19 protein-coding genes are annotated in these 22,896 nt (G+C 68.8%); 7 read left to right on the top strand and 12 right to left on the bottom strand.

Translation table 11 applies throughout. The features are described from left to right. Window positions 1-221: 221 nt before the first annotated feature. Window positions 222-2,789 (bottom strand): zinc-dependent metalloprotease, encoded by a 2,568-nt coding sequence (locus QT382_RS05755; protein ID WP_289253079.1) that lies wholly within the window; start codon window positions 2,787-2,789, stop codon window positions 222-224. Window positions 2,790-2,960: 171 nt separating this feature from the next. Here QT382_RS05755 and QT382_RS21040 point away from each other — a divergent pair, with 171 nt between their 5' ends. Beyond that, window positions 2,961-3,758 (top strand): GNAT family N-acetyltransferase, encoded by a 798-nt coding sequence (locus QT382_RS21040; protein WP_353957257.1) that lies wholly within the window; start codon window positions 2,961-2,963, stop codon window positions 3,756-3,758. A gap of 6 nt (window positions 3,759-3,764) precedes the next feature. Here the strand turns inward: QT382_RS21040 and QT382_RS05770 are convergent, their stop codons facing one another. Genes QT382_RS05770 through QT382_RS05780 form a run of 3 tightly spaced genes read right to left on the bottom strand, consistent with a single transcriptional unit; the run spans window position 3,765 to window position 8,664 of the window. After that, window positions 3,765-6,584 (bottom strand): ATP-binding protein, encoded by a 2,820-nt coding sequence (locus QT382_RS05770; protein ID WP_289253080.1) that lies wholly within the window; start codon window positions 6,582-6,584, stop codon window positions 3,765-3,767. Beyond that, window positions 6,584-7,318, bottom strand: coding sequence for a DUF4194 domain-containing protein (locus tag QT382_RS05775; protein ID WP_289253081.1), 735 nt, complete (start codon window positions 7,316-7,318; stop codon window positions 6,584-6,586). Before QT382_RS05775 ends, QT382_RS05770 begins: the two co-directional genes overlap by 1 nt. Continuing rightward, window positions 7,315-8,664, bottom strand: a complete 1,350-nt coding sequence (locus QT382_RS05780) for a hypothetical protein (protein WP_289253082.1) — start codon at window positions 8,662-8,664, stop codon at window positions 7,315-7,317. Before QT382_RS05780 ends, QT382_RS05775 begins: the two co-directional genes overlap by 4 nt. A 268-nt stretch (window positions 8,665-8,932) precedes the next feature. On the opposite strand from QT382_RS05780, the gene QT382_RS05785 reads away from it, so the two are divergent. Together QT382_RS05785 and QT382_RS05790 are read left to right on the top strand one after the other, a co-directional pair. Then, window positions 8,933-9,958 (top strand): M14 family zinc carboxypeptidase, encoded by a 1,026-nt coding sequence (locus QT382_RS05785; protein WP_289253083.1) that lies wholly within the window; start codon window positions 8,933-8,935, stop codon window positions 9,956-9,958. Further along, a complete protein-coding gene (locus QT382_RS05790) occupies window positions 9,955-10,713 on the top strand; it encodes an alpha/beta fold hydrolase (protein WP_289253084.1) in 759 nt (252 codons plus the stop codon). Before QT382_RS05785 ends, QT382_RS05790 begins: the two co-directional genes overlap by 4 nt. Here the strand turns inward: QT382_RS05790 and QT382_RS05795 are convergent. Both QT382_RS05795 and QT382_RS05800 read right to left on the bottom strand, forming a co-directional pair. Beyond that, entirely contained in the window at window positions 10,710-11,546 is an 837-nt protein-coding gene (locus QT382_RS05795; RefSeq protein WP_289253085.1) for a UDP-2,3-diacylglucosamine diphosphatase, read from the bottom strand. The two genes, QT382_RS05790 and QT382_RS05795, sit on opposite strands and share 4 nt — an antisense overlap. A gap of 71 nt (window positions 11,547-11,617) precedes the next feature. After that, complete coding sequence (locus QT382_RS05800) at window positions 11,618-12,025, bottom strand: TIGR03067 domain-containing protein (RefSeq protein ID WP_289253086.1); 408 nt, start codon at window positions 12,023-12,025, stop codon at window positions 11,618-11,620. Window positions 12,026-12,141: 116 nt separating this feature from the next. Here QT382_RS05800 and QT382_RS05805 point away from each other — a divergent pair, with 116 nt between their 5' ends. Continuing rightward, a complete protein-coding gene (locus QT382_RS05805; RefSeq protein WP_289253087.1) occupies window positions 12,142-12,558 on the top strand; it encodes a hypothetical protein in 417 nt (138 codons plus the stop codon). 19 nt (window positions 12,559-12,577) lie between these two features. Here QT382_RS05805 and QT382_RS05810 read toward each other — a convergent pair whose 3' ends face one another. From QT382_RS05810 to QT382_RS05820, 3 genes are read right to left on the bottom strand one after another with little or no spacing between them, the layout of a single operon-like run. Continuing rightward, window positions 12,578-13,150, bottom strand: coding sequence for a DUF922 domain-containing protein (locus tag QT382_RS05810; RefSeq protein ID WP_289253088.1), 573 nt, complete (start codon window positions 13,148-13,150; stop codon window positions 12,578-12,580). A 17-nt stretch (window positions 13,151-13,167) separates the two neighbouring features. Next, on the bottom strand, window positions 13,168-13,416 hold the full coding sequence (locus QT382_RS05815; RefSeq protein WP_289253089.1) for a DUF3297 family protein: 249 nt from the start codon (window positions 13,414-13,416) through the stop codon (window positions 13,168-13,170). Window positions 13,417-13,469: 53 nt separating this feature from the next. Further along, window positions 13,470-15,794, bottom strand: coding sequence for a TonB-dependent receptor plug domain-containing protein (locus QT382_RS05820; RefSeq protein WP_289253090.1), 2,325 nt, complete (start codon window positions 15,792-15,794; stop codon window positions 13,470-13,472). Window positions 15,795-15,926: 132 nt separating this feature from the next. Between QT382_RS05820 and QT382_RS05825 the strand changes: the two genes are divergently transcribed. After that, entirely contained in the window at window positions 15,927-16,640 is a 714-nt protein-coding gene (locus QT382_RS05825; protein ID WP_289253091.1) for a hypothetical protein, read from the top strand. Beyond that, entirely contained in the window at window positions 16,641-17,396 is a 756-nt protein-coding gene (locus QT382_RS05830; protein WP_289253092.1) for a fumarylacetoacetate hydrolase family protein, read from the top strand. Window positions 17,397-17,402: 6 nt separating this feature from the next. Here the strand turns inward: QT382_RS05830 and QT382_RS05835 are convergent, their stop codons facing one another. Further along, complete coding sequence (locus QT382_RS05835) at window positions 17,403-18,029, bottom strand: DUF1294 domain-containing protein (RefSeq protein ID WP_289253093.1); 627 nt, start codon at window positions 18,027-18,029, stop codon at window positions 17,403-17,405. A 61-nt stretch (window positions 18,030-18,090) separates the two neighbouring features. Continuing rightward, entirely contained in the window at window positions 18,091-19,800 is a 1,710-nt protein-coding gene (locus QT382_RS05840; protein WP_289253094.1) for a DEAD/DEAH box helicase, read from the bottom strand. A gap of 574 nt (window positions 19,801-20,374) precedes the next feature. On the opposite strand from QT382_RS05840, the gene QT382_RS05845 reads away from it, so the two are divergent. Beyond that, window positions 20,375-20,953 carry a DUF2087 domain-containing protein gene (locus tag QT382_RS05845; protein ID WP_289253095.1) on the top strand — a complete coding sequence of 193 codons (579 nt, stop codon included), beginning with the start codon at window positions 20,375-20,377 and terminating at the stop codon, window positions 20,951-20,953. Here the strand turns inward: QT382_RS05845 and QT382_RS05850 are convergent. Further along, window positions 20,939-22,594 (bottom strand): helicase-related protein, encoded by a 1,656-nt coding sequence (locus QT382_RS05850; RefSeq protein ID WP_289253096.1) that lies wholly within the window; start codon window positions 22,592-22,594, stop codon window positions 20,939-20,941. The two genes, QT382_RS05845 and QT382_RS05850, sit on opposite strands and share 15 nt — an antisense overlap. Between the last annotated feature and the right edge of the window lie 302 nt (window positions 22,595-22,896).

A 22,896-nucleotide genomic window follows, 5' to 3' on the forward strand; every position in this document is an offset into this window, starting at 1 on the left:
CTTCGTTCAACTGACTCAGCGCAATTGTTTGAACGGAGCGCCCGAAGGAAGCGCAGTGAGTTTTGCGCTGCGACCCGGGCTGCGAGCACCGAGGGCAGTCGGCCCTTGGGGCCGACCTGCACGCCTGCGCCCCGCAGCGGGCTCTGCCGGGCCTGCCGCGCCAACAAAAAAGCGGAGCGGGCCGCCAGGCCACGCTCCGCTCCCGCTTTGGGCTTGCTTGCTTACTCGCCCGTCGGCCAGCAGCTCTGCTCGCTGTCGATGCCGACTCGCACCGTGGTGGTGATGCCGGTCGAGCTGTTGTCGGCCATCTTCGGGTCCAGCACCTTGCCGATGTAGTCGGCCATCGCGACCAGGTGGGCACGCTGGGTGCGGTCACCGGCGCCGCCGGCCTTGGCGGACAGCAGGCCGCGCAGGTCGATCAGCTCGGCACGCACCAGCGGCTTGCTGTCGTCGCCGGCCGACGAGCCGGCCTGGTTCAGACGCTCGCCCAGCAGCTCCAGATAGGCGCGCTGCAGGTTGCGGCGGGCCGGAGCGATCTTGGCACCGCTGTTCAGCTCGCCGAACACGCCGGAGCGCAGGTCGGCCAGCAGCTCGTCGGCACGGTAGGCCTTGTCGCCGGCGGCGGCTTCCTGCTGCTGCAGGCGGGCCATGCGCGAGCGGTCCAGCAGGCCACGCAGCACATTGCGCTGACTGTTCAGCAAGGCGTTGCCCGGGGCCGAGGGACGCAGGCGCTCGGTGATGGCCGGATCCAGGATCCAGGTCGGCGTGGCCAGCAGCTGTTCCGACAGGAACTTCACGGCGCGGGCCTGCTGGGCCTTGGGCGCGGCGCTGAAGATGGCGCCGGGCTGGTCGCCATGCTTGTTGTGGGTGCTGTAGCCGCCGACGATGGCGACCACATGGCCCAGCTCACGGTTCCACTGGCCCCAGGTGGCGGCGTACAGCTCTTCCAGCGCCTTGTCCTCGCGACCGTCGGTCAGGGTCATGCCCGGCAGCATCTTGACGATGCGCTTGAGGTTCTTGGTACCCAGGCCGGTGGCGGTCACCGCGTCGGCATCGCCGACGGCCTCGGTGTTCTCGCCGTAGTCACCCTCGCCCTTGGGCGTGCTGAAACGCAGCCAGGGCTTGCTGTCCTGTTCGCGGGCCAGCGCGTTCAGCACGGTCTTCTCGTCCTCCGGCGTCTTGGCGCTCGGGATCGGCATGTAGCCCCACTTGGTGGCGAAGATGTCGTAGGGGCCGATCTTGGGGATCAGGAGCGCCGGATCGACCTTGTCCTCGGGCTGGACCAGGTAGTTGAAGCGGCTGTAGTCCATCAGCGTGGCGACGTGGCTCATTTCCTTCAGCCACTTGGGGTCGCGCAGCTTCTCGACCGGGTAGAGCGAGCTGGACTTCATGTTGTGCGGGAAGCCCAGCGAATGGCCCACCTCGTGGGTCACCACATAGGCCACCAGGTCGCCCATCAAGTCGTCGGGCAGGGGCAGCTTCTGAGCGCGCGGATCGACGGCACCGGCCTGGGTCACGTACCAATCACGCTGCAGCTGCATGATGTTGTGATACATGACGATGTTGGCATTCAGGATCTCGCCGCTGCGCGGGTCGCTGAGGTGCGGACCATAGGCGTTAGCCACCGGCGAAGGCACCCAGCGGATGATGCTGTAGCGCACGTCTTCCGGATCGAACTCGGGATCCTCTTCCTTGGTCGGGAAGGTCCTGGCCTGCACCGCGTTCTTGAAGCCGGCGGCCTCGAAGGCCACGTTCCACTCCTCGACGCCGCGCTTGACGTAGGCCACCAGGTTGGCCGGCGTGGCCTTGTCGATGTACCAGACGATGGGCTTGACCGGCTCGCTCAAGGCGGCGTTCGGGTCCTTCTTCTCGAGGCGCCAGCGGGTGATCAGGCGCTCGCGCTTGCTCTCGTGCTCATGGCTGCCGTAGTCGACGCGCGAGATGTTGAAGAAGCCGATGCGGTCGTCCATCAGGCGCGGCATCATCGGCTGCTCGGGCAGCTTGACGATGCTGTAGGCCACGTTGACGCTGCCGCTCTTGGTCGGAGCCGGCGGCTGGGCCGGGAAGCCCGGCGGCAGCTGCAGCGGCGTGCTCATCAGCGAATAGGTCTGGACCGCATCCACGCGGACGCTGCCGGCGAAGGCCTTGGACTGCTCGACGAAGCTGCGGGCGCTGTCGAGGCCCGTGCCGCGCACCACCTGGCGGGCGGTGAAGTCGCCAACCTCGGTCGTGAACAGACGGCTGACCTCGATCACCGGCGCGCCGTCCTTGGCGAAGGCCTCGACGTTGAAGCTGGCCAGGATGGTGTCGCGCTGCGAGCCCTCGACGGCCGGGGCGATGGCGCGGCCCGGGTCGCTCACATAGGCATGGCTGACGGTCTGGAACAGGACCTTGTTGCCCTTCAGCACGAAGCGCACCACGTCCTCGTTGATCTCGCGGCCGATGTGGTCGGTGCCGGTGGGCACGGCCGTGGCCGTGGCCACCATCAGCAGCTGCTGGTCCAGCAGGGCCTTGGGAATCTCGAAGTACAGCTTGTTCTTGATCGAATGCAGCTTGAACAGGCCGGACTGGGTCTTGGCCTCCGAGGTGATGACCTTGTCGTAGGCCTTGGGTTCGTCAGCGGCCGGGGCGGCCGGCGGCGTCACGGCGGGCGCCGAAGCGGCCGGGGTGGCGGGCTTGGCGGCAGGCGTGTCCTGGGTCGGCTTCTTGGGGGCTTCGTCGGCGAATGCCTGGGCCGACAGCAGGGCCAGCGTCAACAGGCTGGCCAGCGGAGTCTTGCGGAACTGCATGGTGATCCCGATTCCTTCTCGTGGAGGGTGGATGGGTGAAAGGGCCGCGCCAGATCGAGGGCAGGCGGCACCCTGGCATCTTAGAGGTCGGAGGGCCGGGTGACCCTCGGTGATCGCCCCGGTCCGCGGGACTGACCAATGGCACTGGCAAGTGCCGCCGACAATGCCGGCATGAGCCCCAGCCTCCAGTTCCGCCCCGCCCTGCCGCACCACATCGCCGCCTGCATAGAGCTGCGCGGCCGCACCCGCCAGAACGCGGTTTCGACCACACGCCTGGCCGAGCTGGGCGTGACCGAGGCCTCTTGGTCGGCCGATGTGCGCGAGGACCGCCTGCCCGGCATGCTGGCCTTCGACGGCGAGCGCCTGGCCGGCTACTGCTTTGGCGACGCCACCAACGGAGAGATCGTGGTGCTGGCCCTGCTACCCGATTGCGAAGGCCAGGGCCTGGGCCGCGCCCTGCTGGACCGTGCTATGAGCCTGCTGCGCGAACGCGGCCACCAGCGCCTGTTCCTGGGCTGCTCCTCCGACCCGGCCACGCGCTCGCATGGCTTCTACCGCCATCTCGGCTGGCGCCCCACGGGCAAGCGCGACCGGCTCGGCGACGAGGAACTGGAATTCAGCTTCGCTACCGCAGAGCCCACGCCGACCGAGCGTCTGCTCGCCTATCTGCAGGCCTATGAAGCCAAGGACCTGGCCCGCATAGAAAAACAGTTTGCCGACGGCATCCGCCTGGCCGACTGGAACCTGGCGGTCCAAGGCAAGGCGGCCGCGTTGGAAGAGACCCGCAAGAACTTCGAATCCGCCGCGTCGCTGACGATCGAGGTGCTCGCCGTCTACGAGGGCGAGCGCCGCGCCGCCGCCGAGCTGGCGATCACGGTCAACGGCGAAATCCGGCTGCGGGTCGTCGATGCGCTGGGCTTCGACGAGGCCGGGCATATCGTCTCGATCACGGCCTACAAGGGGCTTTGAGCCACTTCAGTCGTAGACCGACTTCTCCGGCCTTCTCGCCAGCACCGCAATTGCCGGGGCCCAGCGGTCGCCGCGGGCCTTCTTCGAGGTGATCAAGGTGATCTCGCTGGGCTCGAAGACCTCGACGTTGTGCGTGATCGGCGTGGTCAGCAGGTACTGGGCCCGGGTCGAACGCAGGAAATGGCCGACCAGCTGGATGTTGCGCACGTCCAGGTGGGCGAACGGTTCATCGATGAAGACGAAGCCGCCCGGGGTCTCGTCGTCCTTCATCAGGCCCACCAGCAGGATCAGGCTCTTCAGCACCTGCTGGCCGCCCGAGGCTTCGCCGTCGTTCAGGCCGACCTCGCCCTTGCCGTCGAAGTTGAACCTGACCTGCAGGCCGGCCTGGGCCAGCACCGTGTCGTCGTTGTCCAGGTGCGGCAGCTCGGCCTGGGCGATCACGCCGGCCAGCTCGCCCAGCTCCTGCACGTTCTTCTTGTAGCGGCGCACGGTGGCACGCAGCACGTCGATGTAGCGCTCGCGGGCATTGAAGGCGGCGATCCGGGCCATCTCGTTGCTGGCGCGCCGGTCTTCCAGCTGGGTGGTCTGCTCCAGCACCGAGACGTTCATGCGGGCATGGCGCTCCTGGACCTGGGGGTCGGTTTCCCAAACGCCGGTGTCCAGCTCCTGCTGCACATGGCGCATGGCGATCTCGGCCTGCTTGCCATTCTCGAATTCGTCGCGCAACGAAGCGATGCGCGAGGGCTGGACCCAGCTCGCCGGGAACGCGGCCCGAGCTTCGCGTGAAGCCTTGGCCGATTGGCGCAGTTCGTCGCGGCGGCCTTCATGCTCGCGCTGCACGCGCAGCACATTGGCCTCGCTGGCCTTGAGGCCGCCCTGGGCCGCCTCGTAGTCGCGTTCGGTTCGGGTCGATTCCGTCAGCAGCCGGTCGTGCTGCTGCTCCAGGCTGGCCATGCGGGTCGAGGCCTCTACACGCGCCTGGCGCAGCGCCGGCATGCGGGCCCGCGCCTCGGCGAAGTCAGCCGCGCGCTCGCCCAACTCCTGAGCCGCCTTGTGCCCTTGGGCCGCGCGCTGCACGTCCTTCAGCTGGCGCTCGACCTCGGCCTGTTCCTTGGCGATGCGGGTCAGCTCGGTGTCGTAGCGGGTCAGTTCGCGCTCCAGCGCGCTGCGGCGCGAATCGAGCGCCGAGATGCCGAACTGGAATTCGCGCGGCTCCACCCACAGGCTGCGGCCGCCACGGCCGTCGCGGTAGTAGGCATCTTGCGTGATCCATTCGCCGCCGGCGTTCTTGCCGGCTTCGGTGTCCTTGACGCAGCGGATGCTGGCCAGCTGGCGCAGCAGCCAGCCCGGGACCTTGGCATTGATCTTCAGCGCGGACAGCAGCGAGTCCTTGGGCACCGAGGCCGGCACGTGCTCGCCGTCGGCGACCACGTAGTGGCGGTAGCGCTCCTTGGCGGCCAGCGAGAAGGCACGCGACTCGTCGCCGCTGCTCGCCAGCACCACGACCCAGCGCGAGGGCCGCAGAAAACCTTCGGCCGCGGCCCGCCAGGCTTCGTCCGCGATGTCTATGCAGTCCGCCAGCAGATGGTGGTTGATGCCGGCGTCGCCCAGGGCCTTGGAGAAGCGGCTCACATCGGTCGGCGGCGGTGGCAGGCGCTGGCCGCTGAGCTCGTCCATCGCGGCTTGCGCCTTCCTGCTCTGGTCGTTGGCCCGCGTGTAGGCCTCGCGCAGCTGATGCTGCTGGCCACTCAGCGTGGCCAGGCGCTCGCCCAGCTCCTGGGCATCGGTCTCGACCGCGGCCAGGGCCTTGAGTTCTTCCTCGCGCTTGGCCAGCAACTCGGCCGGCCGCTCGGCCTCGCGGGCCGCGTCGAAGTCGGCTCTAGCCTGCTTGCGCTGGGACTCCAGCTCGATCAGCTTCTGCTTGGCCGCCTCGTTCTTCTCGAACAGCGCATGCAGCTCGGCCCGCTTGCCGCTCATCTGGCGCTGGTCCTGCGAGGCGAACAGGCGCTGGCGATGCAGCTCGCGCAGCTGCTGGGCCACGCGCTGGCGGCCCTCGGCCCAGTGCAAGACCGGCAGCACCTCGGTGGCGAGGCGCTCGCGCTCCTTCAAGCGCAGCTGGTACTGCTGGTAGCTGTTGACCCGGTTCGCCAGATCGGACAGCTGGGCCTGGGTGTGGGACAGCTCATGGCTGGACTGCTCCACTTCCTTGAGCAGCTGCTGCTGGTGGTTGCGGGCCTGGTCGTAGCGGTCCAGCACTTCCTGGTCGCCGAAGACCTCGAACACCAGGCGCAGCAATTCCTTGGGCGAGAGTTCGCAGAGCCGGTCGGTCTGGCCCTGCTCCAGCGCCAGCACGCGGCCGATGGCGCGGGTCAGGCCGGCCGCTTCCAGCCGGCGCTTCCAGGCCTCGATGCCCAGCCATTCCTTCTCGGGCCGCTGCATCAGGGCCTCGATCTCATGGGCGCCGTCGGCCACGATGTACTTGCGCTGCCAGTCGCCGCCCTGGCGCTCGATGCGGCAGGCCAGGGTCACCTGGTCGGCATAGAGCAAGGAGCTGGCGAAGGGGCGGCTGGAGTTCTGGCGGCCGCGCGGCTTGTTGTCCACCAGGGCGCGCAGCCAGGCCGATTCGGCATTGGCATGGCGGGCATAGGTACGGAAGGTGCGGCCGCCCGAGCATTCCAGGCCCAGCAGGGTGCGCATCGCATCCAGCAGCGTGGTCTTGCCTGAGCCATTGGGGCCGGCGATGGTAATGATGGAACCGTCCAGCGGCATGGACACGCGCCGGCAGTAGTCCCAGTGCAGCAGTTCCAGCGATTGCAGGTGAAACATCAGGCCTGCTCCTCGTCGTCTTGTTGTTGTTCTTGTTCTTCAGGCTCGCGGCGCGCCTCGATGGCGGCCTTGGTCTCGGCACCGGCGACCGGGTCGGTCGAGCGGCCCAGCACCTCGGCCAGCGCGCCGTCGAGGATGCGCGGCGCCAACAGGTCGTAGTCCAGCATCAGGTCCAGGAGCGGGCCTTCGGCGATGTCCTCGCCGCGGCGCAGGATGAAGCCGTGGCGCTCCAGCAGCTTCAGGTTGGCATCGATGCGCAGCTTCTTGCCCAGCTGGTTGCCGAAGTCGGCCAGCAGGCTGCGGTAGGACACGGTTGGCGCCACGCTGGCGGCCAGCGGCAGCGGCTTGTCGGTTGCGAACATCTCGCCCTGGCCGGCCTCGACCGCATCGGCGCGAGCCACCTGGCGCTGGCGCTTGGGCAGCACGATCAGCGCCCACAGCACCACCAGCAGGGCCACGCCGTCGCGCGGCAGGTCCAGGTTGTTGTTGGCCGCCAGGCCGGTCTCGCCGAACACGGCACTCTCGGCCGAGCGCAGCATGGCCAGGCTGATGTGGTCGGCATAGAGGTTGTCGATCACGCGCAGGCCCACCGTGGCCAGGCGCTCGTTCAGATCGGCCCAGAGCTCGTTGTCTATCAGAGCGCGCTTGACCAGCGGATGGTTGCGCGGCAGCCAGCGGCGCGCCAGCAGTTGCGCCGCCAGAGAAGCGGCCTCGTCTTGCAGTTTGGCGTTCATGCGGAAGCGGGAAGATCGTCTTGTTCAGGGGCTGCCGGGGCGGCAGCAGCTTCGGTGGAACGCAGCAGGCCGTGGCTCATCCAGTCCACGTACTCGTCGTCGATTTCGCCTTGCTCGGGCGACCAGTGGACCCGCCAGGGCTGGCGCGCCATGTCGCCGGTGGCGCCGGCCAGATGCTGGGCCTGCGGGTCGCCCAGCAGCGGCAGCAATTGGGCCCGGTAGGCGGCGCGGGCATAGCTGCCGCCCAGCACGGCCGGGGCCAGGTTCTGCTCGATGTGGCCCTCGGCGCTCCAGCGCTGCAGCAGCTCCTGCATCAGGCCCATCTCGGGCGGCAGGCTCAGCACGGCCAGCTGGCCTTCGGGCGCCTGCTGGCCCTCCGGCAAGGCCTCGGGCAGCTTGCCGTCCTGCGGCCGGTCGCGCTCGAACTCGCCTTCGGCCATGTCCAGCAGCTCATGCTGGGAGACCAGCACCGGCTGCACCGGCCGCGAGAGCGCGCCCAGGGCCAGGTTCTCAAGGAAATGCACGCCCTGCAGCCAGCGGCGCACATCGGTGGTGGTGATGCCGGTCGAACCCAGGGTCACGCGCTGGCGGTCGGCCTGCTGCAGCGCCCGGTTGAACTGGCTGGCCATGGCCAGCAGCCGCGCCTGGGCCAGGCCCAGTTCGCGGGCCAGGCGCTCCAGGCGCGCGTTGCCGTCGGCCTGGGCCTGTTCGATGATGGCCCGCAGCGCATCGCCGGCCTTGTCCACCAGCTTGAGCGCCCGCTCGAAGCGCTGGCGCGCCCGGCGCAGGTGGAACTCGGAGCCGCTGGCAATAGCGTCGGCGAATTCGTCGTAAAGGCGGGAGAGCTGGGCCTGCAGGTGCTGCAGCTGGGCCGGATCCAGCGTGCCCAGCTGATGGGCACCGGCCACGCCGGCCAGCAGCGTGGCCAGGTCGCCGTCGGTCTCGGGCGCGCGGGCCAGCGGCGCCAGCAGGCCGACCACGGTCTGGGCAAGCGGCGTCACCGTGTAGTGGAGATTCGTGCCGTCCCAGGCCAGCAGCTCGGCTTCGCGCAGGCGCTTGAGCACCAGGTCCAGGGCCTCATCGCGCAGCAGGTGGAAATGCTGATTCAAGGTCTCGCGCGCCAGGCGCGATTCCGGCAGGGCCATCAGCTCCAGGAACACCCAGACGCGCAGGCGCACCAGGGCGGCCGGGCCATGGAACAGGGCCCGCAGCGCGTTGAGCTGGGCTTCGTTGCGCTCCAGCTGCCACCACAGCAGCGCCTCGGTCGGCGCGGAGCCTTCACGGAAATAGTCCTCGAAGCGCTGACCCTCGTCCTCGGGGGCCCCGTTCGAACTTACATCTTGCATGGGGACGGATTATCCCCGGCCGCGGCACCCGGCCCGGCCGGCCCGGCCCCGGGTAAATCCGGGGCAGATTCCGGTCACTCAGCGGCTGGCCCGACGGGCGCGCGCCAGGGCCAGGCATTCGCGCAGCCCGCCCAGCAGGGCGATGGTGATGAGCAGGGGCTGAAGCAGGCGCTGGGAGCTGGGCAGGTTCATGGCGGTGCGTGGCGAACAGGCGACGCGGTCATGCTCCCGTCATCAGGTGACAACTTGATGGCGGCAGCATGACGGCGTGTCCCAGTCCCTGCCCGAAATCGACCAGCTCTTGCGCCTGCAGGCCGAGGCCGGGCCGCTGCTTCAGATGCATGAGCTGGGCGCCGTGCCGCTGGGCGAGCGCCTGCTGCCGCTGCTGGCCTTCACGCTCGGACCCACCGATCCAGCGCTGCCGGCCGTGGGCTTCTTCGGCGGGGTCCATGGGCTGGAACGCATAGGCAGCGAGGTGGTGGTGGCCTTTCTGCGCAGCCTGGTCACGCGGCTTTCCTGGGACGAGGGCCTGCACCGCATGCTGGCCGGGCTGCGGCTCGCTTTCTTTCCGCTGGTCAACCCGGGCGGCCTGCTGCTGGGCACGCGGGCCAATCCGCGCGGCGTGGACCTGATGCGCAACAGCCCGGTCTCGGCCGACGAGCGGGCGCCGGCCCTGGTCGGCGGCCAGCGGATTTCCTCGCGCCTGCCCTGGTACCGCGGCGCCGCGGGCGAGGCCATGGAGCTGGAAAGCGCCGCCCTGTGCCGCTTCGTCGAGCAACAGCTGCTGCCGCACCGCTTCAGCCTGGCGGTCGACTGCCATTCCGGCTTCGGTTTCGTGGACCGGATCTGGTTCCCATTCGCCCACACGGCCCGCCCAATCGCCCATCTCGCCGACCTGCACCGCCTGGCCAGCATCCAGGACCGCACGCTGCTGCACCATCCCTACACGCTGGAACCGCAGAGCCGCCAGTACCTGACCCATGGCGACCTCTGGGACCACCTCTACCTGCAGAGCCAGGCCCGACCCGAGCCGGTCACCTTTCTGCCGCTGACGCTGGAGATGGGCTCCTGGTTATGGATCAAGAAGAACCCGCGCCAGCTCTTCTCGCGCCATGGCATCTTCAACCCGCTGATAGAGCACCGGCAGCAGCGGGTGCTGCGCCGCCACCTGGGCTGGCTGGACTTCATCGCCCGCGCCGCGCTGAGCCACGAGCGCTGGCGGCCACAGGGCGCCGAGCGGGTCCGTGAGCATGAAGCGGCGCTGGACCGCTGGTACCGGAGGGGCAGGCGATGAGCCGCGACTGGATTCTGCTGCGAGGCCTGAGCCGCGAGGCCGGCCATTGGGGTGGCTTCCCCGAGCGGCTGCTGGATCAACTGCCGGCAGGCAGCCGGGTTCATCGGCTGGACCTGCCGGGCAATGGCCGCTGGCATCAGCTCGAGAGCCCGACCCGCATCGCCAAGATCACCGAGCACGCGCGGACCCAGCTGGCGGAACTCGCCTTGCCGGCGCCGCCGCTGCTGGTCGGGCTGTCGCTGGGCGGCATGGTGGCCGTGGACTGGGCCGCGCGCCATCCGCGGGAGCTGGCCGGCGTAGCCCTGGTCAGCAGCAGCCTGGCCGGCCACAGCCCCTGGTGGCTGCGGCTGCGGCAGACCGCCCTGCCGCTGATGCTGGCAGCCCTGGCCTGGCCTTCGGTGCGCTGGCGCGAACGCTGCGTCTTCGAGCTGACCAGCAGCCAGCCCAGGCCGCCGCCCGGCTTGATCGAGGCCTGGTGCGAGCTGCGCCGCCGGCATCCGGTGACGGCCCTGAACTTCGCCCGACAGCTCCGGGCCGCCTCGGGCTACCGGGCGCCGCAGGCCTGCCCTGGTCTGCCGCTGATCCTGCTGGCCGGCGAGCAGGACCGGTTGGTCAGCCCCGAATGCTCGCGCCGCACGGCTGAGTGCTGGCAAATGCCGCTGCGCCTGCATCCTCAAGCCGGCCACGACCTGCCGCTGGATGCGCCCCTGTGGCTGGCGAAGGAGCTGGCCGCCTGGTCAAGCGCCCTGCCCTAGGCCACGGCCTCTTCGCTCTCCTCGACCGCTGCTTCGCTTCGCACCGATTCCAGCAGGCGCTGCAGCTGGCTGCGTGCGCTGTAGTCCAGGATTTCGAGACGGCCGTCGGCATGCTCGACCAGGGCGGTCAGGCTCTCGACCCAGTCGCCGTCGTTGCAATAGAGCACGCCCTCGATCTCGCGGATCTCGGCGTGGTGGATATGGCCGCAGACCACGCCCTGCACGCCGCGCTTGCGCGCCTCGCGGGCCACGGCCTGCTCGAAGTCGGAGACATAGCTGACCGCCCGCTTGACCTTGAGCTTCAGGTAGCGCGACAGGCTCCAGTACGGCAGGCCCAGCCGGGCCCGCAGGCTGTTCAGGTGGCGGTTCAGCTTGAGCGTGAACTCGTAGGCCGAGTCGCCCAGGTAGGCCAGCCACTTGGCGCACTGGATCACGCCGTCGAACAGGTCGCCATGGGTGACCCAGAGCTTGCGGCCGTCGGCGGTTTCGTGGATGCAGTCCTCCACCACGTCCACGCCGCCGAAGTTGTGGGCCACGTAGCGGCGCGCGAACTCATCGTGGTTGCCGGGTACGAAGATGACCTTGCATCCCTTGCGCGCCTTGCGCAGGATCTTCTGCACCACGTCGTTGTGGGCCTGTGGCCAATACCAGCTGCGGCGCAGCTGCCAGCCGTCGATGATGTCGCCGACCAGGTAGAGCGTCTCGCACTCGACCTCGCGCAGGAATCCCAGCAGGGCCTCGGCCTGGCAGCCGGGCGTGCCCAGATGCAGGTCCGAGATCCAGACGGTGCGGACGCGCAAGGCGCCGGCGTTCGGTTTGAAGGACTGGCTCATGGCGGCTCCCTGGAAGTACAGGCCGCCCGCCATGCTGACCGCCGGCTGTGACGCCGGCATGAAGCCGTGGCTCAGCGCAGACGGCGGTACTTCACCACCAGGATCTGCGAGCCCAGCGGCGAGATGAACTCGGTGGGCCGCTCGCCGCTGCCGAGCTGGTAGGCCATGGTCAGCTCGTCGCCGGCCAGCTCGAAGATGGCCTGGATCTGCCGGCCCTTGTTGGGGCCAAGCTCGCCGCGGATGTCCACCCGCGCCGGGCTGCCGCCGGCCAGCAGCTGGTAGCGGCCACGGTCGCCGGAGAATTCGTAGCTGTCAGCCCCCAGCACCAGGGTGGCGCCGCGGAAGCTGGCGATGGGGAAGTCCTGGCCGCTCAGCTGGGCCGCATGGGGCCGCCATTCGCCGGCCAGCGTGACCGGGGCCGGCGGCTGGGATGCGCAGGCCGTGAGGAGCAGGGAGAGCAGCAGGGTTCGACGTTGCATCTGAGGGCGTCCGCGATTCAGGCCCGGACTTTCCCGATAAGGGGACACAGCAGCCCGGCGCTCTGCGATGATGGTTGCGGCCGCCATTCTCGGCGATGCCGCAAGGGGCCCCATCCATGTCCGAGGACTTTGCCGACAAGCGTCAGTTTCCGCGCGTGAGCTTCTTCTCGCCATCCAACGAGCGTGGCCTGCTGCCCGATTGGGCCTTCCGCCGCGTGCCCTTTCAGAACGCGCCGGCCGGCCTGGTGATGAACCTCAGCGACGGCGGCCTGCAGGTCCTGATCAGCGCCGGCGAAACCCTCACGACCCAGCGCCACGACGTGGTGTTGCTCGTGGGCGAGGAAGACCAGGTGACCTGGTTCAACGGGATCGTGGAAACCGCCTGGGCACGGCCGCTGGGCGACTTCGGCCAGCTGCTGGGGCTCAGCTTCGTCAAGCGCAACTCGACGGCCGAAAAATTCCTGCTCAGCTACCCGGTCCAGCCCGGCACCAATGCCTGGGTGCGCTGCGTGCTGATGCCGGTGAAGGGCTGAAGCAAGCGCAGAACCGGAACTAGGGGCGGCTCGGCAGGCAGGCCCCCTGGGTGCAGCCATGCCGGGTGGCCGCGTCGTAGCGGCTGCCCTGGCGGCGGGCCTCGGCCACCATGGCCTGGCCTACGCGGTCGATCTCTTCCTTCAGCGCCTCGCAGCTGGCCTGCTGCGGAATTTCCTGCAGACCGGCATCCAGCTTCCGAACCACTTCGCGGACGATGTCGCGATGGCCTTCCTCATGCAGGGTCAGCGCCGGCAGGTACTTGTCGAACAGCGCCCGCGCCGCCTCGTCGGCCTCGACCAGTTCGGGCAGCGTGATCTTCACGCTCAGCCTTGTCTGAATCTGCGCCAATGCGCAACGGCCATCAGTCTGGCGCTGGTAGCGGTAGCGCCAGCCCATGTCCCAGGCTGTGTAGCCGTGGAACCGTTTGCCTTCAATCAGGATTGGCGTGGCGGCATTGACTGCCTCCAGCAGCGACTGCGAGCCGGACTGACGCACCGGGTAGGTTTCCCTCTCCTCGGATTCGCTCACCTCGGCGCGGGCCAGCGTGCAGGCCGCCAGCAGGCCGATGGCAAAGGCAAGGCGCGTCGGCACGCGGCGATCCCCGGCCATCAGCCCTTGTAGAAAGCCTCGACCTTGCCCTTGAGCTTGATCGTCAGCGGGCGGCCCTTGCGGTCCACCTTGCGGCCGACCGGCACCTTGATCCAGCCTTCGCTGATGCAGTATTCCTCGACGTCGAAGCGCTCGGCGTCGTTGAAGCGGATGCCGACGTCGTGCTCGAACACGGCTGCGTTGTGGTGCGGGCTGCGCGGATCGACCGAGAGGTGGTCGGGCAGTTCAGGCTTGGCGGTGTCGCTCATGGATCAGGACCGGTGAATTCGGAAAAGCCGCGATTGTCCGCGATCACAGGCACTCAGAAACGCAGCACCCAGGACGCGTTGATCGCCCGCAGCGTATTGCGCCGGGTGGTGCTGCCGGCCGAGAAGCCGTCCAGGTCCACCACGCGGCTGCTGGCCACGTTGTCGGCCGCCAGGATGTTGGACAGGCCGAGCCGGAACTGGGTCATGCGGTCCATGCGCCAGGAGACGAAGGCGTCCATGTTTCGCACCGCCGCGCGCTGCGCGATCTGACGGTCGGTCTGTATCGTGCGGTAGCCCGGCTGCATCACCAGGCTGGCGCCGACGGTCCAGGCCGCGTACTGCCTCGGCAGCCGGTAGTCGAAGCCCATATTGGCCAGCCAGGGCGGCTGCGATTCCAGGCGGTTGTCCGGCCCCTCGACCTGCTCGACCTTGGAGCGGTAGAGATTGAACGCAGCCCGCATCTGCAGGCCGCTGTCGCGGCCACGCTTGAAGAACCAGGGCAGCCAGTCCTCGCCGCGGCCCTTGACCTCCATCTCCAGGCCCATGGTCGTGGCCCGGCCCAGGTTGACCGGCCGCGAGACCCAGCGCGGTGCATCGACCACGCCCGGCGCCGGGTTCTGCTCCAGCGCAATGCGCTGGCGGGTCAGGCCGTCGATGCGGCGGAAGAACATGCCCACGCTGAACACGCCACCGGCCGCCGGGTAATGCTCGTAGGCCAGGTCCAGGCCGCCGGACAGCTCGGGCTTGAGCAGCGGATTGCCGGCCCGGTCGGCCGCAATCGGCGTGTTGGTCTCGTTGCGCTCGTAGTTGCCGTTGACCACGTAGCGGGCCACCAGGGCGTTCAGGTCGGGCAGCTTGAAGCTGCGCGTGACGCTGGCGCGGATCTGGTCGCGGCCCTTGGGGTCGAAGCGGTAGTTCAGGTGCAGCACCGGCGTGGTCACACGGGCCAGGTTGTTGATCGGTCCGCTGCCGTCGCTGGAGCGGGTGCGCACCTGTTCGACCCGCACGCCGGGCAGCACCGACCAGCGCTCGTCTATCGTCCATTCGTCCTGCATGAAGACCGCCGTGCGGGCAATGTCGGCGGCAAAGGGAATGCCGGTGGCGCTGTCCTGGCGCTCGATGCCGAAGTCCCAGACGCGCCGCAGCTCGTAGCGTTCGCGAGCCTCCATGTCGATGCCGGCGACCAGGGTATGGGTCTCGCCCAGCGGCTGGTTCCAGCGGCCGCCGACCAGGCTGCGCGACTCCTCGAACTCGGTGCGCGAGTCGCGCATCACGAGGCGGCTGCCGTCGGCGCGTTGCGACTCATAGTGGCCCAGCGTGGTGCGATCGGTGTCCTGCCAGGAGGCCTTGATCTCGAACTTGCCGCCTTCCTTGAACTTGTGCTGCCACTGGGCATTGGCGCGGCTGACATCGCTCTCGCCGAGGGTCTGCGAGCCGTCCAGCACCGTCAGCCAGGGTGTGCCCTGCAGCGTGGCGAAGTCGCGCTGGCTGTGGCTGCGCGACTTGTTGTGCTGGTAGAAGGCGCCGGCGGTCAGCGTGTCCAGGTCGTTCAGCTTCCACTGCAGCCGCGGCGCGATCTGGCCGTTGCTGCCGCGGCCCACGTCCTCGCCGTGGATCAGCTGTTCCTGGATCTCGCCGGCCGGCGTGCGCGAGATGCGGTCGCTGTCGTACTCCGTGCCCTGGGCCGAGCGCGAGACGCTGACCGGCACGACGAAGGAGAAGCCATCGATGCGGTCGCCCCACTGCAGGGCCTGGCTGCCACCGGGCTGCACCGCACGGTAGTTGATGCCGCCCCGCCATTCGCGGCTGCGCGAACGCGGCGGCTCACGCAGCACGATGTTGATCGTTCCGGCCACGCCGGGGAACTCGGCGGTCGCGCCCTTGACCACCTCGATGCGCTCCACGTCGCCGGGCGCCAGCGTGTCCAGCGAGAAACCGGGCGGCGCATCCTCGCCGTTGATCAGCACCTTGGTGTAGCCGCCGCCCAGGCCGCGCAGGCGCGGCGAGCCGCCATCCATGGACACGCCGGGCAGGCGCTTGAGCACATCGGTCACGTCGATGTCGCCCTGGCGGTCCAGTTCCTCGCGGCCATAGACCGACATCGCGGCCGACTGGCGGCGGCGGTTCGATTCATCGGTCTCGGCCGGACCGCTGACCTCGACCCGAGGCATGGTCTGCAGCGCCGCCGAGGCTGCTGCCGCTGCCGGCGCAGGGGCCGATGCGGCAGGTTTGGGAGGCTGGGCGGGCGGCGGATCCGCTGGGGTTTGGGCCTGTGCATTCAGGCCCAGGACCAGCGAAACAATCACGGCCTTGAGCGTCGACAGGATTGGGGCGAAGGAGGGTGCCGGCAGGCGGCGGCGGGCTTGCAGCTTGGTCACGATTCATTACATCACCCGCCTGTTGCCACTCTGTTTCGCGCCCGCGCGCGGGCCGCACAATGCGTCCCAAACACCCGCGTCAACGCTTCGATGAACTCGCCCGTTGCCGCGGCTATCCAAGAGGAGCTCCCTATGAAATTGCCTGCCCTGTTTCTGGCCCTGCTGGCCTTGACCGCCCTGCCCGCCCGCGCCCAGAGCGACTGGACCCCCTGCGCCGAAGAAGGCCAGACCTGCCGGGTCAAGGGCGAGGTGCTGGTGCGCTTCGGCGCCAACGGCAGCTATGCCTTCAAGGTGATGCGTGATGCCCAGGCCTGCACGGTCGACACCTTCGGCTCCGACCCGCTGCAAGGTGTTCGCAAGCGCTGCGAACTCTCTAGTGGCTGGCGCCAGCATTCCAGCTACAGGACCTGGTGGGGCGGCAATGCAGACCGCGACTGGGTGGTCTGCGCCAGCGAAGGTGACTACTGCCGCGTCTCGGGTTCGGTCAAGGTCCGCTATGGCGCGGACGGCCGCTATGCCGAACACCAAGCCGGCAACGGCGGCATCGCCTGCAACAACGGCGTGTTCGGCGACCCCAGCCCGGGCATCGCCAAGCAATGCGCCTATCGCCGCAATGACGGCCCTCAGGGCAACAGCAACGCCGGCAACAGCGGCCTGCCCTGGAGCCAATGCGCCCGCGAAGGCGGCTACTGCAGCTTCCGCGGACCGGGCATGCTGCGCTATGGCGCCGAGGGCCGCTATGTCTACCGCGAGGCCAACAACGGCATCGCGTGCAACAACGAGAGCTTTGGCACCGATCCGCGCCCGGGCGAGAGCAAGCGCTGCGAACTGCTGCAGGTCCGCTGAATGACCGCAGCCAAGCTGGCCGAAGCCTTGATTGGGGCCCATGCGCGGCGCCTGCCGCTGGACTGCGAAGGCTGGGCCTTGCCCGATGCACTGGAACAGTCCAAGGCGCAGCAAGCTGTGGTGCGTGCCATCGACCGCATGGAGACGGGGCCGGCCTGCTGGAAGTCCGGCGGACCGGCACGGGATGCGGCGCGGCTCGGCCATTCGCCCTTGCCCCGTCGCTGGCTGAGGCAGGGGCACAGCATTGACGTTAGCGAGTTTTGGTTGCCTTTTTGTGGCGTGGAAGCCGAGGTCGCTTTCCGGCTGAGCCGCCGTGTGACGGCCGAGATGGCGGCCACGCTCGACCAGGCCGCGGCCCTCGCCCTCTGCGACGGCATGGCCGTGGCCATCGAGCTGACCGCCTCGCGCTGGCAGCAAGGCGGTCAGGCGCCGGCCGAACTGCGCCAGGCCGATCTGCAGTCGCACGCAGCCCTCCTGGTAGGGCCCTGGCTGGCCGTGGACTCGAAGAGGGACTGGGCGAACCAGGCCTGCGAAATCAGCATCGGCTACCAGACTCCGGTCGCCGGCCGCCACGCGATGGACGACCCGTCCTGGCTGCTGCAGCACTGGCTGCGCCACGCCACTCGCGACGGTGCGTCACTGGCCGCCGGCACGGTGGTCACCACCGGCTCATGGACCGGAAATCTGCCGCTCAGGCCGGGCGAGCGGGTCGTGGTCCGGTTCCAGGGGCTGGGCGAGCTGGTTGCCCAGGCCTGAACCCGTTCAAGCCCAGAGCCGCTGCCAGGGACCGATACCGAGCGGTGTGAAGACCCAGGCGAAGGCCAGCAGGTTCAGCAGCACAGTCAGCCAGAACCAGCGGCGAAAGCTGGGCTTGACGCTCTTGTGCCTGAAGATGGATTGCGCCAGCAAGGCACCCGGCCAACCACAGGCCAGGGCCAGGCCATGCAGCGTCGCCTCCTTGACCCGCCAGCCGTTGAGCCGGGCGGCGCGCTTGTCGAGGCCGTAGACGATGAAGGTCGCCATGCTCATCGCCATGTAGAAGCCCCATAGCCCCTGAGGCAGCGGCCACAGCAGATGGCAGGCCAGCAGCAGCGCGGCGAAGCCGGGCACCAGGCCTATCGAGATATCGCCCTTGTCGTTGGAGCGTGCGCCTGGCGGCGGCGTGACCGGAGCCGGCCGCGGCTCCAGGCTCTTGACCTTGAGCGCTCTCGCCTTGCCCTGGCCGTCCTCGCCCGGCTCGAAGCTCAGGCGCTCGCCCACGAAGGGCCGACGCGGCCGCAGGCCGAAGGCCTTGATGTGGACGAAAAGCCTGCCGCCTCCGCCCTCGGGCGTGATGAAGCCATAGCCCTTGGCGTCGTCCCACTGGCTGAGGGTCCCGTTCTTGCGCATGGGGTGGGATTGGAAACGAAAAAGCCCACCGAAGTGGGCTCTTGATCAGCGGGCTGAGCGATCAGCGGCCGAAGCCGCCACGGCGCGGGGCGCCGCCCTGCGGTGCACCCGGACGCTTGCCCGGACCGCCAGGGCCGCGGCGCTCGCCACCAAAGGAAGGACGGTCGCCGCCTTCACGCTGGAACGAGGGCTTGCCGCCGAACGAGGGCTTGCCACCGAAGGCCGGCTTGTCGCCGCGCGGCGCGAAGCCACGGTCGTTGCCGCGGTCGAAGCTGCGCTGCTCATTGCCACGGTCGAAGCTGCGCTCGTTGCGGTCGAAGCCGCGCTGCTGCTCGTTGCGCTCGAACGGACGGCGGTCGTCGAAACGCGGCTCGGTCGCACGGAAGCCGTAGTCCTCGCGGCGGCCTTGCTGGCCGATCTCGCGACCGAAGGCCTTGCCGCCGCCTTGCGGCTGGCCATCGCGCTGCTCGAAGCGCGGGCGGCCGCCGTCGCGGTGGAAGGGCTTGCTGCCGAAACGCTTGTCACCCTTGAAGCCGAAGCCCGGGCGACGGTCTTCGAAGTGGCCACGCTCGCCGGCCGGACGCGGCGGGAAGATGCGCGGTTCTTGCGTCTTGGGCTCGAGGCCGGGCACCTGGGCGACCGGGATCTGCTGGGTGGTGAACTGCTGGATGCGGCGAATCATGGACACGTCGTCGCGGGTTGCCAGCGTCACGGCCAGGCCTTCGCGGCCGGCACGGCCGGTACGGCCGATGCGGTGCACATAGTCCTCGGCCTTCATCGGCAGGCCGTAGTTGATCACGTGGGTGATGGTGGGCACGTCGATGCCGCGGGCGGCCACGTCGGTGGCAACCAGCACGCGCAGCTCGCGGCGGCGCAGGGCCATCAGCACGCGGTTGCGCTTGCCTTGCGGCATGCCGCCGTGCAGCGGAGCCACGGCGTGGCCGATCTCGTGCAGGCGCTCGGCCAGCCAGTCGGCATCGCGCTGGGTGCTGGTGAAGACCACGGCCTGGTCCAGCTCGGGCGCGGCCAGCAGGGCTTCCAGCAGCTGGTCCTTGTGGTTGTTGTTGTCAGCCCAGTGCAGACGCTGGGTGATGCTTTCGTGGGTGTCGGTATGCGAAGCCACGTCGATGCGCAGCGGGTCGCGCAGCAGGTCGTGCGCCAGGCGGCCGACATGGCCAGCGAACGTGGCGCTGTACATCACGGTCTGACGGGTCGCGGGAATGTGCGAGACCACGGTCTGGATGTCGTCGATGAAGCCCATGTCCAGCATGCGGTCAGCTTCGTCCAGCACCAGCATCTCGACATTCTCGAGCACGCACTTGCCGCTGGCCAGGTGGTCCAGCAGGCGGCCCGGCGTGGCGATCAGGATGTCCAGGGGACCGGTCAACTGGCGGATCTGCAGCGGATAGGGCATGCCGCCCAGCACCGTGGCCACACGCAGGCCCTGCACATGGCGGCCGTAGGTCTGGGCGGCCTTGGAGACCTGCATGGCCAGCTCACGGGTGGGAGCCAGCACCAGGATCTTGGGGCCGTAGATCTTGCCCTTCTCGCGACGCTTGGTGTTGTCACCGCGCGATTCCAGCACCTTCTGCAGGGCCGGCAGGATGAAGGAGGCGGTCTTGCCCGAGCCGGTGCGCGAGCTGACCATCAGGTCCTTGCCGGCCAGGCCTTCGGGGATGGCCTGCGCCTGGACTTCAGTGGCGGTCTCGTAGCCGGAGTCCTTGGTAGCGCGCAGCAGGGCCTCATGCAGGCCCAGATTTTCGAACGACATGCGGAATTCTTTCTTCAACACAAAGCAGTGCCCGACCCCGCAAAAAGAATTGGGTCGAACTCAGTGAAGTCGCTGGGAGACAAGCTCGCGTCGATCGCCAAGGCAAGGCTTGGCGGTGGCGCCGGGGGAACAGTCAAAGCGACGGCATCGCCGCCGACCGAACCCGAAGGTGTCCAGTGCGACCGGCTGCTTCTCGTGAAGAGAAAGTACCTGCGGCCTGAACGAGGTCAGAGGAGACGTACGAAAGTTGCGATCCAAGAAATGACTTGTGCACCGCAACAGGGGCGCGACTATAACAGCTAGGGTTTTTACGGACAAGCCCCCGGCCCCTCGAGCCCGGGATGGCGTGACTTGCGACCGTTTCGGGGCCGCCCTGCCTATACTGCGCCCCGGTCGGCAGTTCACCCAGGCCTTGCCGCGCGGCCCCAGGCCGCGAGCTAAACCTGCCACACCCTGTTCCTGGAAACGGTCACGCGGAAGTCGCCGCGCCGCCCAGGCTGCAAGCCGGCAAGCCCAGCCGCTGTTGTGACGACAGCTCTCTGTGCGGCGCACGACGCTATGGAGTGCAACACCCATGCCCCGTGAACTGATCGCCTGCCCGGTGCAGGACCTTTCCTCGTTCGCCAAGTCGTTGCGCAAGCAACTGGCCGAACTCGCCCCGGCCGAAATGCCCAGCCACCTGAGCCTGATGAACATGCTGGCCCGGGCGGCCGGCCATCGCAATCTGCAGGCGCTCAAGGCCTTGGCCGCCACCGGCAGTCCCGGCCAGCGCTACATCCCGGAGCGCCAGCGGGCAGCCCCGCTGCGCGGCCCTCGCGACCCCGGCCTCAGCGAGACCGCCGACCGGGCACTGCGCCAGTTCGACGAGCGCGGACGCCTGGCCCGCTGGCCGACCAAGTACAGCGTGCAGCGCCAGGCGCTCTGGGCCCTGTGGATGGCCTTCGATGCCAAACGCCCCTACACCGAGCGCGAGGTCAACGAGATCCTCAACAGCCGCCACAACTTCGGCGACCACTGCACGCTACGGCGCGAGCTGGTCAACATGAAGCTGCTGGAGCGCACGCCGGACGGCGCCTGCTACCGCAAGCTGCCGGCCCGACCGGACGCCGAGGTGGCGGCGCTGCTGCGGGCGCTTCGCTCACGCGCCGCCTAGGACGCCCAGGGCCTTTTCGACGGCCGTCATCAGCGGCGCCAGCTCGGCAGCGGCAAGAAAGGGCCGTGCCGAGGCGTCATGGTCCAGGGTTGCCGACGGCAGGCCGGCCTGGCCTTGCTGGGCGGCCAACTGGGCCGCATCAAAGCCCTGCTCCACCAGCAGCTTGAAGACCGGCAAGGCACGGCCTTGCACACCATTGATACGGTCGGCACGCGCCGCCAGCAATGCCGGATTCCAGGGCAGATCGGCGTGGACCAGGGCCGCCTGCTCGTGGACCAGGTCCAGGCCCTGGCAGGCGGCATCGACCGCCACCAGCACCAGGCCCGCATCCCCATGCCATTGCGACAGCTGCTCGGCCCGCGCCTCGGCGGCATCAGCCTTCAAGAGGGTGGCAACCGCCAGCCCTTCGGCGCGCAGCGCTTCGGCCAAGGTGACGGCCGTAGCGTCTTGCTGGGCGAAGACGGCGACGCGCTGAGCGCTGGCCGGCACCAAGTTGGCAAGCAGGCTCAGCATTCGCTGCGCCTTGGCCGCCAGAGCCTCGGGAGCGCTGGAGGCCAGTCGCAGCTTCTGCAGGGCCTGCAGCAGCGCCGGCTGCTCGCCGGAGGCCAGGTATTGGGATCGTTGCCAGCGCAGCATGGCTTGGCGGAGTTGGGCCAGCGCCGTTTGATCCAGTTCGACCTCGGCATCAAGGCGCAATTCCTGCTCCATCGTGGCGGGCAAGCGCGGCTGCAAATCACGCTTTCGGCGGCTCAGCATGACGCTCTGCAACAACTCGCGTTGCAGGCGCTTGCCAGCCGTGGAGGTCTCGCGTTGCCAGGCGGCCTGCGGTCCGCGGCGATGCGGGTCCAGCCATTCAAGCAGCGAGCCCAGCAGCGGCTCGCCCAGCAGCTCGCGGTCGGCCAGCAGCAGGAGCTGCGGCGTCGGCAAGTCAGGGACGCTCTCAAGATGCTGGACACCATCGACGATGAGCAGCTCGGCATCCGCCAAGGGCGCCTGGTCCCGCTGCAACAACTGCACATCTTCGGGCCAGGTGCCGAGCAAGCCCGACATCTCATCGCGCCAGGCCTGATGGCGGTCCAACGGCGCCAGCACCACGACGGGCCCAAGGCCAAAGAGTTTGCGGCTCAGAGCGATGACTGCAATCGCGGTCGCACGGTGGCCGAGGGCCAGGTCGTCGGCGATCAGCGAGCGGCCCGCGCACAGGGCGAACAGCACGGCTTCCCACTGGTACTCCGGAAGCGGACGCGCCAGGCCGGCCAGCGTCTGCAGCTCGACCTGATCACGCAAGGCGGACTCCAAGCGCACCAGGCGCTCCCGCGCTTCCGCCCCATGGGCGAGCTGGGCCCAGACCTCGGCCTCCACCCGCAGCTCATGGCCCAGTTCGGCCGCCAGACCCAGCAAGGCGTCGAGCCCCTGCGATCGTTCGGGATCCAGGCGAGCTTCGGCATCGAACAGAGCCTCAGCAGCATCGATCAGGGCCTGCGGCGCCGAGCTGCCGGCCCGCCAGCACACCAGGCGCTGCAGGCCTTCGGCCAACCATAGTTCGCTGTACGCGGGCGCCTGAGCGTCGTTGAGAGCCTGCTCGCCGATCTGCTCAACCAGGAAGCGGCCGTGTTCGCAGCTACCGTCTTCGCTGGACATGAAAGACGCGCAATTGCATCGATAGCCACCAGGCCTGGCGGAGCGGACTCGCAGCGCCAAGACCGATGCCGTTTCAGAATCGCTGACGCGGTAGTCGCCAAGCAGGCCGACTTCTGGCCTGCCGACGATCACAAAACGAGGTGCCGCCTGCTTGCGGGCGCGCGGTGCAGCGGCCTTTTTCGGAGCGGTCTTCCTGGCCGCAGGCTTCTTGGCCACGGCTGGCTCGGTTGCCATCTCGGCAACCGGCTCGGCAGCCTTCTTGCGGGCGGGTGCCCGCTTGCGAGCAGGCTTGCTCAATTCTT

It is taken from the genome of Pelomonas sp. SE-A7 (genome assembly GCF_030345705.1).
GTDB lineage: Bacteria > Pseudomonadota > Gammaproteobacteria > Burkholderiales > Burkholderiaceae_C > JAUASW01.